The organism is Roseibium sp. QJM3NY_11 (assembly GCF_056173175.1).
Window position 1 is genome coordinate 5,423,615 of the sequence record NZ_CM149660.1, and the last position, 14,667, is coordinate 5,438,281.

A 14,667-nucleotide genomic window follows, 5' to 3' on the forward strand; every position below is an offset into this window, starting at 1 on the left:
CGTTGCCGGGGCCTGACATAAGGTCTGCGTCCCGGACTGTCGAGTGAGGATCCGGAAACCGGCTCACTCGGCGTTCTGCACGCTGTTGGGCTGTATGCGCACCTTGACCCGTCCGCCACCACTGCCCGACACATTGCCGCTGCCGGCGGTCAGGTTCGCCTGGCCGGTCTTCAGATTCACGGTCAGCCTTTTGCCGACCACCACGTTCGGCCCCTGACTGAGAACGACTTCCTTGCCGGTCATCACCATGACTTCCCGGGTCATATCGAAACTGGCCGCATCGCCGCGGGCGGTCTGGTCCTTGGAGGTGATGTGAACGCCGCCGGCGGCCTCGAGACGCGATATGCGCTGCTGGACCGCGCTTTCCTGAGGCTGGGCTCCGGACCCGGATCCAGACGCGGACCCGGCGTAGAACACCTTCAGCCGCTCGGTCTTCAGACTGGTTTCACCCTGCACGACAACGACGTCGCCGACGAAGGTGGCCGTGTTGTTGCCGTCCTCGACACGCAGTTCGCTGGCCTCGATCTCGATCGGTTCACCGTCATTGGCCCCGAAGCCCGCGAAGGCATCCGAAAAGGTCTGTGCATGCGCGGAGCCGGCAAACAGGATTGCAGCACCTGCGATCATCATGCGCTTGAGAAATGTCATCGCCTATTGTCCTTGCGAGGCCGGGTTGAGTGTCATCTTGATCCCGTCGGAGAACCGGACGAGACCCTTGGCCTTGTCGTAATCGAGTTTACCGGCGACAACATGACCCTGATCTGAACGGATGGAAACCGGCTCTGTCGTTGTCATCGCACCGTTGGTCAGATTGATCCCCACTTCGGACAGATCGACCTTGTAGCCTTCGCTCCACTCGATCTGGATGCCCTCGTACAGCCTGAGGGTTTCCGCGGCATTGTTGTAGGTGCCCTTGAGCGCGATGATCTCGGCGCTCTGGTCCTTGCCCAGAACGATGTCGGCGCGGATGGTCTCCAGATCGATGATGCGCGGATCGCTGAGCCGTTGAATGGCGCGCCGCGCGGTCACCTGATAGGACCGGTCGCCGTCATGGCCCGACAGTTCCGGCTGGTCCATCACCAGTCCCTCACTCGTCAGCATGACGTTGGAGGCACCGAAACTGTTGAGCAGGTTGAACAGGACCACCAGTCCGATCATGCCGGCGAGAATCAGCAGACCGATGCCGGGAAAGAGCCAGCGCAGGACACGCACCAGCACACTGTGCCGGCGCGCCGCCCGCTGCGTGCGGTTCAATCCCCTCGTGGGAGCTGCCCCGTTGGGAGCCGACCCTCCCGGAAAATCAGTGACAGCGCTCAACAAGGTCTCCGACCACGCTCTTGTTCCACGGCGAACCGCATTATCCCAAAACAGTTACGAATGGGCAAAGATGTCTGTTTCCTCCCACCCCTTGAGATCGAGTTCCGCCCGGACAGGCAGGAATTCGAAACAGGCGGCGGCAAGGTGGCCACGCTCCTCGCGGGCGAGCATGAATTCCAGTTTTTCCTTCAAGGCATGCAGATGAAGCACATCCGATGCCGCGTAGGCCAGTTGGGCGTCGCTGAGCGTCTCCGCAGCCCAGTCCGAGCTTTGCTGCTGCTTGGACAATTCGACACCGATCAGTTCGCGCGTGATATCCTTCAATCCGTGCCGGTCCGTATAGGTCCGCACCAGCTTCGAGGCGATCTTGGTACACCAGACCGGCGTGACCCGGATATTCAGATAGTGCAGCAACACCGCGACATCAAACCGGGCGAAATGAAAAATCTTCGCTTTTGCCGGATCGGTCATGAGCGCCTCCAGATTCGGAGCCGTTTTCTGGCCCTTGGAAATCTGGATCACATCCGCCGATCCGTCTCCCGGAGACAGTTGCACCACGCAAAGGCGGTCCCGGTTGGGATTGAGGCCGAGCGTTTCGGAGTCGACCGCCACCGCGCTTGCCGTCTCATAGGCTTTCAGGTCCGGCAAATCGCCCTTGTGATAGCGGATCGTCATGACGTTTCGTCTCCTTCGGCGGCTCCGGCTCGCAATTTAGCTTTCGATTTGACCGTCAGGTAGAACATGCCGTCGCGTGTGGCAAGCATCTTGACCGCTGAAACGCCTTCACCTGCCCGCCAGTTCACCCGCCCGCCAGTTCACCCGCCCGCCTGCCTACTTCTTGATGCGGAAAGCCTCATGGCACGTCTTGCAGGTTCCGCCAAGCGATGCGAAAGCGCCGGCGACCTCCTGCGTGTCCGCGCCGCGGTCGGCGAGCTGCTTCATCACCCTTGCGGCTGCCTGCAGGTCGTCCGAATAGGCCTGGAATTTTGCCCGGTCCGTCCAGATCGCGGGGCTTGCCTCGGTCGGCGCCTCCAGGCTGCCGTCGGGAAACAGGTCGACAAGCGTCTTTCCGGCATGGCCCGCGATGGTCGCGCCGGCCGAAGACACCAGTGCCGGATCGTAGGAACCGGCCCTCAGCATCCGTCCGACCGCCTTCATCTGTCCGCCGATGTCCGACATGGCGTCCATGCGCTCCTTGACGATGCCGGTCGCGCCGCCATGGGCCCAGGCCGCTCCTGCCGCCACAATCCCGGCCAGCAGGACAGATCCAACCCGCAATTTTTTCATCAAAAGTCCTCCGCGTCAGTTGATGCCGTTCGCCCGCTGCAACAGGCGCACATAGGCAACAATGCTTTCAACATCACTTTGCGAGACGCCTTCGACCGGCGGCATGTCGCCGAACGGCCAGTGATGCGCCCGCACCCCGCGCAGCGCCGCCAGCAGAAAAGCGCCGTCTCCATGATGGCCCGGCTCGTAGATCCTGTGCACAAGCGGCGGGCCGGCCCCGTCGCGGCCGGCTGCATTGACGCCATGGCACACCGCGCAATTGTCCTTGAAGAGGCTCTCGCCCTCAAGGGCCTGCCCGCCGAGTTCGGGCACGCTGACGGCAACCATGGCCGCACCCGCCCTGTCAGACCTGTCGCCGTCTTCCGTCAGCCAGCCCCAGGCAAGAACACCCAGAACGGCCAATAACGGACCGGCCGAGACGATCAGGAGTTTTCCGAGCAGGCCTTGTTTTCTCATGCCTTGTTCTCTCCTGCCTTGCCCCCTTCCGCCTTGCCCCCTCCTGCCTCGCCGCTGTCCTGCGCCCCCGGCGCTCCGGACAGGTCGTCGATGATCGGACAGTCCGGCCGGTCATCACCGTGGCAGGCCCGGACCAGGTCCGACAGGACTCGTTTCAGGGACTGGAGCTCTTCGATCTTGCGATCGATCTCATCGATTTTCGCCCGGGTGATTTCCTTGACGTCCGCGCTCGCCCGGTTGCGGTCCTCGTAAAGCGACAGCAGTTCACGGCACTTGTCGATGGAAAAACCGAGACTGCGCGCGCGCTGCAGAAACTTCAGCCGCTGAAGATCGGTCTCCAGAAAGTCCCGGTAGCCGTTCTCGCTGCGCGCGGGCCGCACCAGACCGATTTCCTCATAGTAACGGATGGTCTTGACCGGCAATCCGCTTTGCCAGGAAGCCGCGCCGATGTTCATTTCTCCCCCTTTTCCAGGTCCAGGCCGCGCAGGCGAAGGGCATTGCCGACCACCGAAACGGACGACAGGCTCATGGCCAGGGCCGCCAGCATCGGAGACAGCAGAATGCCGAAGACCGGGTAGAGCACCCCGGCGGCGACCGGCACGCCGACCGCATTGTAGACAAAGGCAAAGAACAGGTTCTGGCGGATGTTGCGGACGGTTTCGCGCGCCAGCGTGCGGGCGCGCCGAATGCCTTCCAGATCGCCCTTCAGAAGCGTCAGGCCGGCGCTTTCCACCGCGACATCCGCGCCGGTGCCCATGGCGAGCCCGACATCGGCGGCGGCCAGCGCCGGCGCATCATTGACGCCGTCACCGGCCATGGCCACGACGCGGCCACCGGCCCTGAGATCCTCGATCAGCTGTTTCTTGCCGGCCGGCAGCACGCCGGCATGGACCTCGTCGATCCCCAGAGCACCGGCGACTGCCGCGGCGGTGCGCGGCGCATCGCCGGTTGCCATCACGATCCGGATGCCGTCCTCATGCAGCGCATCGATGGCCGCGCGGGCATTCGGCTTGACCGGGTCGGCGACCGCGACAAGCCCGATGAGCCGCGCGGCGCCGCCGGACTTGCGGACCAGATGCATCACCGTTTTGCCCAGCTCGGCGAGTTCCCCCGCGCGGTCTGCAAGGTCCGACAGGTCGGCGCCGGTTTCGGCGGCGAATGCCGCGTTGCCGAACAGGATCTCGTTGCCCTCCACCAGCGCGCGCACGCCCTTGCCCGTGACCGCCTCGAAGTCCGCCGTTTCCGGCAGGTCCAGGCCGCGTCTGCCGACTTCCTCCAGGATGGATTCCGCCAGCGGATGCTCCGATCCCTTCTCCAGCGCCCCGGCCAGACGCAGCAGGTCGTCTTCAGTCCTGCCGGGCGCCGGCACGATCTCGCTGACCGACGGCTTTCCTTCCGTGAGCGTCCCGGTCTTGTCGATGACCAGGGTGTCGACCGAGGCGAGGCGTTCCAGGGCTTCGGCGGTTTTCACCAGCACGCCGGCCTGGGCGCCGCGCCCGGTGGCGGTCATGATCGACATGGGCGTCGCCAGACCGAGCGCGCAGGGGCAGGCGATGATCAGCACGGACACCGCGGCGATGATCGCATGGACCAGCGACGGGCTTGGTCCGACCGCCAGCCAGACGGCAAAGGCCAGCACGGCAGCGCCAACGACGGCGGGAACGAAATAGGTGGCGACCCGGTCGGCCAGGCCCTGGATCGGCGCGCGCGAGCGCTGCGCGGACGACACCATGTCGACGATCCTGGACAGCATCGTGTCGGCGCCGACCAGCTTCGCCTCCATCACGAAGGACCCGGTCTTGTTGAGCGTGCCGCCGGTGACCTTGTCTCCAGAGGCCTTTTCGACGGGCACCGGCTCGCCGGTGACCAGGCTTTCGTCCACCGACGATCCGCCGTCCACGACAACCCCGTCGACCGGCACGGCCTCCCCCGGCCGGACCCTGAGCCGGTCACCCGCCAGGATGTTTTCAAGCGGCGCGTCGTATTCGTCGCCTTCGGGCGTGATCCGGCGCGCGGTCTTGGGCGCAAGATCCAGCAGCGCGCGGATGGCGTCGCCGGTGCGCTCGCGGGCGCGCAGTTCCAGCACCTGGCCGACGAACACCAGCGCGACGATCACCACCGCGGCCTCGAAATAGACCGGCATGTGCCCGCTCTCGCCTTTCAGCGTTTCGGGGAACAGGAACGGCAGGAACGCGGCCACCATGGAATAGAGATAGGCGGCGCCGACCCCGATCATGATCAGGGTCCACATGTTGAAATGTCGTGTGACCAGCGAGGTCCAGCCCCGTTTGAAGAACGGCTGCGCCGCCCACAGCACGACCGGCGTCGCCAGCAATGCCTCCAGATAGATCGCCAGGCCTTCGCCGATCCAGCTCCGGACCGGCACGCCGAGCATCGGCCCCATGGTCAGGATCAGCAGCGGAATCGCGGCCAGGGCACTGACCCGCAGCCGGCGGCTGAAATCGATCAACTCGTGATTGGGCTCATCGGAGACGCCGCTCATCGGCTCCAGCGCCATGCCGCAGATCGGGCAGGTGCCCGGCCCTTCCTGGACAATTTCCGGGTCCATCGGACAGGAAAACAGCGCGCCGCCCGGGCTCTGCTCCGCGTCCCGCGCCTTTTTCCTGGCGCTGTTGCCGGACAGATAGAACCAGGGGTCGCCCTCGAACCTGTCGTGGCAACCGGAACTGCAGAAATGATAGTCCGTGCCCTTGTAGCTGAGCGACGGCTTGCCCCGGCCGAGCGCAACGGACATGCCGCAGACAGGGTCGGTGGCCGTGGTCTCGGCGGTTGGTTCTGCGGGCCTGACGGCGGTGTCGTGCATGGTCTCGAGGGCTCTGTTGAATATCGACGGGTCTTTCAGATAGACCCTCCCGTGACTGGAAGGTCAAGCACGGGAAAACACGCAGCCGGAACCGCGCCGCCCGTGGTCGGCCGCCAGGTCTGACCGGGCCAGACCGGACCGGGCTGGACCTGACCGGGCCTTCGGGCAACGGGTGGGCGGACAGGTGGGCGGACAGGTGGGCGGCAAGGAGCACGTCGCAGGGCGATTTGGGCCATTGGCAAAGACGTGCGACGCAGCAGAACAATCTCCCAACACGGCCTCCGGTGGCTTGTTCCGGCGCGCCGGGCAGCGTTGCGCTGCTTGAACGGTCAACCAGACCGCCCTTCGCAGCGCGCCTCGTCGGCAAATCGAGGCGATGCCATCAGGCAGGTACCTATCAATTGAGGTTGCTACACCCCGCTGCCGCCGCGCTTCGCTTGCGGGCCCTCCGGAAAGCCCTCGTACCAGCCGGCGTGATCACCCGCATGGTTGTCGAACCCCGGCTTGGTCAACAGGCCCACGGGCGCGGCATAGCTGTCGATGCGGCGTTCCGGCTGCTCGCGCCAGTTGACGTTCACCGCCCAGAGTTTCGGAAAGAACCAGAGCGAATTATACGGCAGGTGATCGTGAATCCACCAGGCAAGGCGGCGCCAGTCGCCCTCCGCGCTGTATCGGTCGTGCACCCAGGGCACGATGATGCAGCCGGTCGCCCCCAGACGCCCCGCGCCGTCCCGGTAGTCCCAGATGTGATGGGCATGATTGGCCTCGTTGCGGGCGCAATTGAGATCGTTCTCATTGCCGAAGGCGTTGACCTCCGGCGAGCGGTAGGCGGAGCGGATCGCCACATGCCCGAAGGCGGCACGCAACGGCTCCAGCAGGTTCTCACAAAGTTTCGTGCCCGCCTCGACCGCGACATCCGGATAATGCGGGATGTTCAGAATTCCATAAAAATTTGAAATCTCCGAATAGAGAAAATCCCGCATGAAAAAATTCTCCGACAGGCGCACCCGGCCGAGGGTTTCGAGGCCTTTCATCGATCTTGGTTGGCGCATGGGTGGCTCCCTGTAAAAATCGTTAAACCCGTCAATTCCGCTTCCGGCTTCCTCAAAAGGACCATCCAAACGCCCCACGGACCGCCGATACAATTCCGCTCTCGCCGTCGTCATCCACTCAGGTGGTCAACGGGACCTATGTCGGCATTTCGGCAAGGCCGCTTGTTGTTCCTCTCCCCCCATGCTGCCTGCCACGGCTCGACCATCGCATCCATGCCATTTCGGGTCAAAAGCCTGGATCGGCTTTGAACACCTGGTCGGCATGGACCACCGGGTCAAGCCGGGTGATGACACGGAAGTGTGTGGACAGGGCGCGTTGCCAGATGACTTGTTCCGGACGCAACGCAATGGCGGTCCTCCCCTCGGAGCCCCCCCCGGCAAGCGCAGCGCGACCGGGGGCCATTCGTTTGCAGGGCAGTTGGAACAGTTGATGACGCTGCCGCCCGGCGGACTGAACAGAAGCCCATCCAGATCGCGATGTCGCATGGATCTCCGATCTAGTCGGGGAAGGCGCCGGGGCGACGTGAAGGACAGGCCCTGCAGGACAGCACCGAACGCCGCAAACCAAAACCCACAAACAAAAAAAGCCCCGGAAAACCGGAGCTTTTTTTTGAGTGTTTCGGACGTTGGCAGGCTGTCCGAAACGGGAATTTGGTGCCAGGAGAGGCATGTGATCTAACTCATAAATTTCTGTTTTATATTATTATTTTCTAGTTCGATTTTCAGAAGACCAACAGAAAGACCAACAACATGCACCATTGATGGAGGGCCTTGAAGAAAGCGACCAGAGGCGCACCAACCTACAGGATCAGCACAAACTGGGAAGAAAGCTTTTGTTGCGTTGGTTGGCTCATCATTTTCATGTTTCCCATCTTTGATCCTCCGTTGTCCTTCACATCACCGTGGATCAACTCATTGGGGAACGAGCAGGTATAAGAATCGTGCGCGAATGCATCTACTTTTGCATGGTACATCAAGTGATTGCATTCGAGGATCAATTACACAAAGATCGGTACGATTGAAAATTAACCTGAGCATATACCGGACCGCGTTTACAGCTCGCTGGCCTTAACTTCTTGCACAAGGCGAGCGATGTCCTCGGCTGTCCCGACGAGTTCCAGAAGTACATTTGCGCGGCTTGTTGCGACATAGATCAGATTAGGGTCGGTCAGACCTTCGATCCCGATAAGAAAGACGCATGGACGCGACAGCCCCTTGAAGCGCCGGACCGTGTCAACAACGATGTGGTCAGGCCGAACATCATCGGCTCGGCAGGTTGTGTAGCCAGCGATCTTGCCAGGAAGAACAACGGAGATGCTACCTGTTCCCGAAAGAACCGCAATCTGGCCCGGCGTGATCTGACCGGAGCGCAGCAGTTGTGCAATCCGTTCGTTTACGCGCGAAAGGGCCATTTCGCCCTTGCGACAAATGAGGTTTCCAACCGGCTCTCCCTCAGGTCCTGCAGGGATGCTTCGTCGGCCCTGATACCAATTTGCCACGAGAGAATGAATCCGTCGCGTGTTTCGAAGATTCCTTGTAAGTGCGATGGACGATGCTGGGAGAGCGTCTATGAACCCCTTTTCCGGAGAAAACAGGCGCTGATTGTCGTCGTAGAATACATAGAAGCCGCCAGTTTCCGAATCTCTGATGGTGAGGCGTAGGGCGTGCAACCAGGAGTCACGAAAGTCCTGCCCCTCATCGATGATGACAGTATCGAAGCCGAGATCGGGGTTGTTGCTGACCGCCTCCACAAGGGCCTCGGGAAGAAGGTGGTCGAACACCGATTGGTCACCATCTGAGGGCAGTTCGATGCCAGCCTTTTGTGCGAGGGCTCGGCAAAGCGCATGGAAACTGGCTACCACGAGGCCTTCATTACCCTGACAGACCGTTCGAAGATGGGCGGCTAGCGGCGCGTTGTAGCATGTCAGAAGCGTACGTCGCCCGTCAGCGGCCGATCTTGTGGCCTTTTCAACGGCCAGCACAGTCTTGCCACTGCCCGCACCGCCCGAAATTGCCATTTCCTTGTTGTCTGCGAGTGAGTCGAGGATCCACGACTGTTCGGCAGTCAGCCGCTCGATGGTTCTGGCATCGTCGGCGAGGCTGACTCCGATGTGGGCCCTTAGTTCGAAATGGCTGGCAAGAAGCTCTTCCAGCGCTCTCAGGCCGCCCAATCCCAAAGGGCTTTCGCGATGGTCGTCACCTTCCGTCATCCGACGGGCAATCCAGCGATCGAGAGTTTCCATGTCGTCCCCGAACGCGATGATCTCGAGCGGCGCATCTGGCGCCAGGGCTCGCCTAGGTCGGACACTGCCGGGAAGGATAGCGCCATGGCGTGCTCTGACGAAACGACCGCTCAGCGCACGGCTTGCATTGAGGCGCTTCAGGAAATGGTGCTTGCTGCTGCGTGCCTGTGACAATGGATTCTTGATCCGGAACTTGAATCCGTCACGGTCCTCACTGAGCCACTGTCCGTCGGCCTCGCGGCAGCTCACCCTCCCGCCCTTTACCTCGAGAAACAGCAACCCGTGTTCCGCATGCGCGACGATGAAATCCGCTTCTCCGTCGAACTCGGCACCGTCGCGATCCGCTTCATGCCAGGAGCGCGAATAGTAGCAGGTGTAATCTCCAGGCAGTTTGTCCCTCATGCGTTCGTAGACGCGGACCTCCGAAGACAATTTCGGATTGTCAAGTACATGACGTGGCAGTTCCCTTGGATACATACGGGCCATCTTCAGGACCTTCCATCCAGAAGCTTGCGGAAGAAACCAAGTTCTGGGTTCGCGGGTGTTCCGACCAGCATGCCGCGATCAAGGTGGCGGTTGAAATGCTCGCATGAGGTTTCCGGAAGAAAGGTGCAGCAGTGACAGGCCGAGGATCCAGATCCTTCTGAAAGCGAGAGGATGCCGCTGCTGCAAAGCGGATCCGAAGAGCACCACTCCAGATCTCGCAGTGCGGCGAGCAGGATCGGGCCAATCTCGCTGGTGCGTCCCTTTCGTGACAACCCGCCCAGTGTTCCATCGGAGTCCGGTGCGGATGTGTATAGAAGAAATCCACACATCCCGCCGGGACTTGGCGAGACGTACAACCTCTCTCGGATGGACGCAGTCGAGTACCCGCTGTCGAGTGACAGGCGCTCAGACAGCGCGTGGGCCGTTGTGTGTATCAGGAGCAACCTCGCCGAGATCGTCACGGGGAAGAGGTGATCGCTGCCGTTGTGGTCTTGCCACGCACGCTCGGCGGCCTGATGCGCTTTCGCAGCCCTGTCGATTACCTTTGGGTTGTTCTCCCATGAACGTACGGCTGTCTCGTCGAAGTTGATGAATATGCCTTCTCCGCGGACTTCGATTGCCGGAAGCCAGTTCAACTTCTTCTCGGACAGTGGCGCCACGAAAGCGCTGTTGTCTGCGGCCTCCACCGGGCTGAGACGAGTGAATGCCTTGAGAGCTCGGACTTCGCGCAACCTCTCAACCGAGACTACACGGTCCAGAACGCCCTTCAGATCGCTCGGGATCACCTGAGGCGAGATCTGGAACTCTGGGAACTCTTCTCCGTCCGGGCCGCCCGAGCAAAGCATCAGGTGCTCGTTGGGACGTAGGTCACCGGCCTTGTTGTCGAGCATTGTCAGCAGGGTCAATATCCGCGCGGTCAGATCTTCCGGCTTCGTGTCAGGCTCAGGCCACACGGGAAGGATACGCTTCCGCACGAAGTCGGGAAGCTGCGCCCTGTCGTCCAGCGAAATGATGTCCGGCCAGAAATCCTCCAGCATATCCCGGAAGGAACCACCGAATGGCGGCACGTCAAGCGCGGACTCAATTACGGGGAAATAGGCGTTTGATGCACCACGCTGAATGGCAACTGGCTTATGGTTGCAGGGTTCTGGCTGCTTCCTGAGCCAGGGTGACCTGCCGTCGCATGAAATCTTGCCCAACGCGCCAGGGGACAGGGCACCATCCAGGTCGCGTTCGGACTTGCACTCGGTACAATGCACCTTGAGCCCCTTCAACCCGGCGCCTTCGCCGTTGAGCGTGAGAGGCTTCTTGCGGGAGCAGGATTCGGCGTGCTTCGGCCATGACATCCAGGGAAAGTCCTGAAGATGTCCTGCCGGGCACGTCACGATGAAGCGGACGGGTACTGCATATACCTTCCTGATGCGCTTGCCTCGCCCGGAACTGCAGGAAGGGCACCAAAGCTCGGGTTTCCCGATCTCGGAACTCCAGAAGCGGCTACGCTGCAGGAGGTTGCACTTCGGACAGACATGCCAATCCGGGAACCTGTAGGCGGGCAAGAGGCGTGGTCGCTTTTCCCTGCCGACTTTTTCGTCTCCGACAGGAGGTAACCTGAACCCGTTCACTTGGAGCCTCGCCTGAAGTGGCTCATGATGAATGCGTTGATCGTTCAGAAGCCCTTTCTTGATGGCCAGTTGATCCCAGGCCTCAAGGCCAGCCGCCACTACGGAGACAGGCGCGCCGTTCTCGCCTCTGAAGTCGATGATCGCACCTGGGCCATTGCCTGTCAGAACCTGACTCCGGCGAATTTTGCCGATCGGCTTCATTGTGTTGTCCCCCTGTCCGATCCGCCTTCCAAAAGAACATACGATGCCGAAGCTTCAACGGAACGCAGCGAGTTCGGGGTCGGCTTCTGCCCGGCAAAGCGTGCCTTGTTCCCACGCTCCGCTGCCGCTTCCGCCGAAGTCAGAAGTGCTTCTCCATAGTCTTGCCAATAGTTCTTCAGACCCTGTCGGTCGAACCAGTCGTCGAGGAACGAGTTGAGTTGCGCGCGCGCAGCTTGTGCCTCTACCGGATCAATCCGTTCGATGCGGGCAATTACGGTTTCCAAGAGTGTTTCAGCTTCTCCTTGATGGTGTTCGATTGCGCCTGGATTCTCCATCCCCTCAACCAGATGGCGCACCATTGCGACATACGGAGCATGAAGTGCGCGGTCGCGTGCGCGCGGGGCGAAAGGGGTCACGCTCGTCGCTTCCACATCCCGGTAAAGACTGCGATGCCAACTGGCGAAGGTCTCGTATCGGCTGCGATCGCGGGACTTGGCCGCGTTGAACAAGGTGATCACAAGCCCGGGCGCCTGCTGGCTTCTGCCAACCCGGCTAGTGGCCTGGATGTACTCGGCAATTGTCTTTGGCTGACCATTGACTACCATCAGGCCCAGCCGAGAAACATCCATCCCCACCGAGATCATGTTGCTCGCCAGAACGATGTCGACGTGGTCGGAATCGCTCCAGGCACGCTCCAGATCCTTGAGGTACTTCGGAATGTCGCTGGAACGGACACGGCTGGTGAGTTCGATCTGCATCCCTGCGTCGCGCTCGACCTCACCTGGTCTGCGTGCGGCGTAATCCCGGATACTGCGCGCAACGTCGTCGCGCATGAGAACGAGTGCGCCACCCAGCTCTCTGAGCGAATTGAAGTAATTGACGAGGGTCCAGTATCCGTCGCGCCTGTCTGCCGGCAGCGTCGTGTCGGTAGCTGCCTGGAGCAGAGATGCAGCGACAGCCTGTTGAGTGAATTTGGCCGAGCGACCGACGGTCGAGATGCCTACGTAGCGACGGCCCGGCACATCACGATTCTCGATCGCGAAACCCGAATTGGTGTGATCCAGCCCGGGCGGGGGGAACTGGAAGGAGCTGCGGTCAAACAGGGCCTTGATCTGTTCTTCAGCTCTGCGGATCGTTGCCGTTGATCCGATGATCTTTGCCCTTACGCCAGCTCTTGAGCGACACAATTCATCGATCGCGGTCTCGTAGAGCCCCGCTAGGCTGCCCAAGGGACCCGATATCAGGTGTAGTTCGTCCTGGATCACCAGCTCCGGGGAATCCGCCGCCGTTCCGATGCCAAAAAGGCAGCCAGTTTTCTGGTTTCTCGTGATCTGCGCGTACTTGTCGACTGTGCCGATCAACAATGTCGGCCGCTCTCGATAGACATCCTCGTCAACGGTCCAGATCGGGAGCAATGCCAATTCCTGCCCCACGTCACATGACTTCGTCAGGCAGCGTACCTCCACACGGCTCTTGTCCGACGAAATTTTCCAGTCGAGGACTTCACGACAGCATGGGCAACTGCGCAACTGAGCCGGCGAACTATCGGCTTCTGTACCGAGTACCTGCTCCGCCTGCAAAACTGTGTTTGGTGTGGCGCCTTCTCCTACCCAAAGTCCGAGGGAAATCGGCAAATCCGTTGCGAAGTGTGCAGGCAGGTTGACCTTTTGCAGCTTGACTTTGCCGCGCCTGACCATCTCGCAGGCACAGATCAGAGCAGCTGCGCGCTCGAACTGCTGGATGGTCAGAAGTCTGAGGGTGTAGCGCATGAACGTTGTCACGCCCGCTCCGCTCGGGTTCCCCGCTGCGCGGAGACGACGCAGGAAGATCGTGAAAGCTGTCAGCAGCAGATAGGCTTCGGTTTTTCCACCACCGGTCGGAAACCAAAGCAGATCCATCGTCTCGCGATCGGAGGAGTCGGGGTTTGCGATCGACTCCAGACACAGGAGCGCGAAACCGAGCTGAAACGGCCGCCAGATCAGTTCGGGAGGCTGTGGATTGATGCGCCATGAGTACTGGAGCGCGAGAGCGGTGTTCGCGAGCCTGAACGCGGTCAGCGCCTCGGGTGACGACTCCAGCAGTGCGATACCGGCTAGCATCCGCTGTTCAGCGGTTCGGCAGCGTTGCATATGCAGTTGTGCCTGCTTGAAATGCTCCTGCGGCATGCCGAGCGCTGCCCCTTCCATCCTCGCAACCCATTGTGTGTAGGCTGCAACGAACGATTTCAGTCCAGCGAAGAGACTGGGAGCGTCTTCGGATGCAAGCCACGACGCCGCGAGCGGCAACCGAGCTTCGTCCTGCCGAAACTCGATATCGCCTTCCGCGCTGACGACATGTACGGTGGCTTCCGGAAACCAGCTTGTCCTCACTTGGCGTACAGCCCCATCAACGGGCTCGTCCCACATCGCGGAACAGGTGTGACCTACCGCGAATTGCCGCACGTGCCGATACAGCAACGCAGACGCACGGGCATCGTCTTCGTCGCTCGCCGATCCGGCCCTGTCCGGCTTTGGAACGAACTTGCAATCGGCTTCGCATTCTACACTCAGCGAAAACTGAAAAAGCGCTGCTTCCTCGTTGGCTGCGCGACTTCTTGCTTCGGTCGGCCTCGCGTCGTTTGTCACCGCAAGCGTCACGAGCAGAATATCACCCCAAGGGGCGATCCGGCAGTGTAAGGACGTTCCGGCAAGCCCGCTGCTTGCAAGGCTTATGACGGGGGCTGCTTGCTCGCGCAGTTCCACGAGTTCAAGCGAAACCTCGGCGAATTGAGGATCTCGCCTCCAACTCTGCACCCGCTTCCTGGCTGGACCGGCGCTATCTTCGGCCGCGGTTTCGGGCCTGTAACGAGCCCCATCGACCCGAACCCGCAGTCTGGACGCCGAACCGCTTGGTCGGACGGCAAAGGAAAGACCAGCCGAACTTGGTCGGAATGCCGAAGCTGCCTTGATGCCATCCAGCGCGGTCCCCACCTCATCCGCATCGTCAGCTTCGCTCGCTTCGTCGTCATCTTCCAGCGATATCGTCGTGCGAGGCGGGAACAGGATTCCGGTCAGGTATCGATCAGTCGGCCGATCCGAGATCAGTTCATTCGGCCCCTCCGGGCCGATGAGATCGACCTTCATCCGTTCCAGGAGTGTGTCGCGCGCATCAATCATTTACGTTCTCCAGACACCAGGATT

General features: G+C 61.3%; 11 protein-coding genes. All 11 read right to left on the bottom strand.

What is annotated here, in order from left to right; all coding sequences use genetic code 11:
• Positions 1 to 63: 63 nt before the first annotated feature.
• The 11 genes from AC0VX3_RS24835 to AC0VX3_RS24885 all read right to left on the bottom strand — a co-directional run bounded on the left by AC0VX3_RS24835 (position 64) and on the right by AC0VX3_RS24885 (position 14,643).
• Positions 64 to 648, bottom strand: coding sequence for an LptA/OstA family protein (locus AC0VX3_RS24835; protein WP_475522750.1), 585 nt, complete (start codon positions 646 to 648; stop codon positions 64 to 66).
• 3 nt (positions 649 to 651) lie between these two features.
• On the bottom strand, positions 652 to 1,317 hold the full coding sequence (lptC, locus tag AC0VX3_RS24840) for an LPS export ABC transporter periplasmic protein LptC (protein ID WP_475522751.1): 666 nt from the start codon (positions 1,315 to 1,317) through the stop codon (positions 652 to 654).
• 54 nt (positions 1,318 to 1,371) lie between these two features.
• The gene (locus tag AC0VX3_RS24845; protein ID WP_475522752.1) at positions 1,372 to 1,992 is read right to left on the bottom strand and encodes a ribonuclease D; all 621 of its coding nucleotides are present in this window, start codon (positions 1,990 to 1,992) and stop codon (positions 1,372 to 1,374) included.
• 156 nt (positions 1,993 to 2,148) lie between these two features.
• Positions 2,149 to 2,604, bottom strand: coding sequence for a c-type cytochrome (locus AC0VX3_RS24850; protein WP_475522753.1), 456 nt, complete (start codon positions 2,602 to 2,604; stop codon positions 2,149 to 2,151).
• A gap of 15 nt (positions 2,605 to 2,619) precedes the next feature.
• Positions 2,620 to 3,060: a c-type cytochrome gene (locus AC0VX3_RS24855; RefSeq protein WP_475522754.1), complete on the bottom strand. Its 441-nt coding sequence runs from the start codon at positions 3,058 to 3,060 to the stop codon at positions 2,620 to 2,622.
• On the bottom strand, positions 3,057 to 3,515 hold the full coding sequence (cueR, locus tag AC0VX3_RS24860; RefSeq protein WP_475522755.1) for a Cu(I)-responsive transcriptional regulator: 459 nt from the start codon (positions 3,513 to 3,515) through the stop codon (positions 3,057 to 3,059). Before cueR ends, AC0VX3_RS24855 begins: the two co-directional genes overlap by 4 nt.
• Positions 3,512 to 5,884 carry a heavy metal translocating P-type ATPase gene (locus AC0VX3_RS24865; RefSeq protein WP_475522756.1) on the bottom strand — a complete coding sequence of 791 codons (2,373 nt, stop codon included), beginning with the start codon at positions 5,882 to 5,884 and terminating at the stop codon, positions 3,512 to 3,514. The genes cueR and AC0VX3_RS24865 overlap by 4 nt, the downstream gene beginning before the upstream one ends.
• 410 nt (positions 5,885 to 6,294) lie before the next feature.
• Positions 6,295 to 6,936, bottom strand: a complete 642-nt coding sequence (locus AC0VX3_RS24870) for a hypothetical protein (protein ID WP_475522757.1) — start codon at positions 6,934 to 6,936, stop codon at positions 6,295 to 6,297.
• 1,052 nt (positions 6,937 to 7,988) lie between these two features.
• The gene (locus AC0VX3_RS24875; protein ID WP_475522758.1) at positions 7,989 to 9,665 is read right to left on the bottom strand and encodes an NERD domain-containing protein; all 1,677 of its coding nucleotides are present in this window, start codon (positions 9,663 to 9,665) and stop codon (positions 7,989 to 7,991) included.
• Between the two features lie 2 nt (positions 9,666 to 9,667).
• Positions 9,668 to 11,488, bottom strand: a complete 1,821-nt coding sequence (gene drmB, locus AC0VX3_RS24880) for a DrmB family protein (RefSeq protein ID WP_475522759.1) — start codon at positions 11,486 to 11,488, stop codon at positions 9,668 to 9,670.
• Entirely contained in the window at positions 11,485 to 14,643 is a 3,159-nt protein-coding gene (locus AC0VX3_RS24885) for a helicase-related protein (RefSeq protein WP_475522760.1), read from the bottom strand. The genes drmB and AC0VX3_RS24885 overlap by 4 nt, the downstream gene beginning before the upstream one ends.
• Positions 14,644 to 14,667 lie beyond the last annotated feature (24 nt).

What these genes read in the sequence shown, in the direction of transcription:
- AC0VX3_RS24835 (WP_475522750.1), bottom strand. Translation starts at nt 648, where the DNA reads ATGACATTTCTCAAGCGCATGATGATCGCAGGTGCTGCAATCCTGTTT.
- AC0VX3_RS24845 (WP_475522752.1), bottom strand. Translation starts at nt 1,992, where the DNA reads ATGACGATCCGCTATCACAAGGGCGATTTGCCGGACCTGAAAGCCTAT.
- AC0VX3_RS24850 (WP_475522753.1), bottom strand. Translation starts at nt 2,604, where the DNA reads ATGAAAAAATTGCGGGTTGGATCTGTCCTGCTGGCCGGGATTGTGGCG.
- AC0VX3_RS24855 (WP_475522754.1), bottom strand. Translation starts at nt 3,060, where the DNA reads ATGAGAAAACAAGGCCTGCTCGGAAAACTCCTGATCGTCTCGGCCGGT.
- cueR (WP_475522755.1), bottom strand. Translation starts at nt 3,515, where the DNA reads ATGAACATCGGCGCGGCTTCCTGGCAAAGCGGATTGCCGGTCAAGACC.
- AC0VX3_RS24865 (WP_475522756.1), bottom strand. Translation starts at nt 5,884, where the DNA reads ATGCACGACACCGCCGTCAGGCCCGCAGAACCAACCGCCGAGACCACG.
- AC0VX3_RS24870 (WP_475522757.1), bottom strand. Translation starts at nt 6,936, where the DNA reads ATGCGCCAACCAAGATCGATGAAAGGCCTCGAAACCCTCGGCCGGGTG.
- AC0VX3_RS24875 (WP_475522758.1), bottom strand. Translation starts at nt 9,665, where the DNA reads ATGGCCCGTATGTATCCAAGGGAACTGCCACGTCATGTACTTGACAAT.
- drmB (WP_475522759.1), bottom strand. Translation starts at nt 11,488, where the DNA reads ATGAAGCCGATCGGCAAAATTCGCCGGAGTCAGGTTCTGACAGGCAAT.
- AC0VX3_RS24885 (WP_475522760.1), bottom strand. Translation starts at nt 14,643, where the DNA reads ATGATTGATGCGCGCGACACACTCCTGGAACGGATGAAGGTCGATCTC.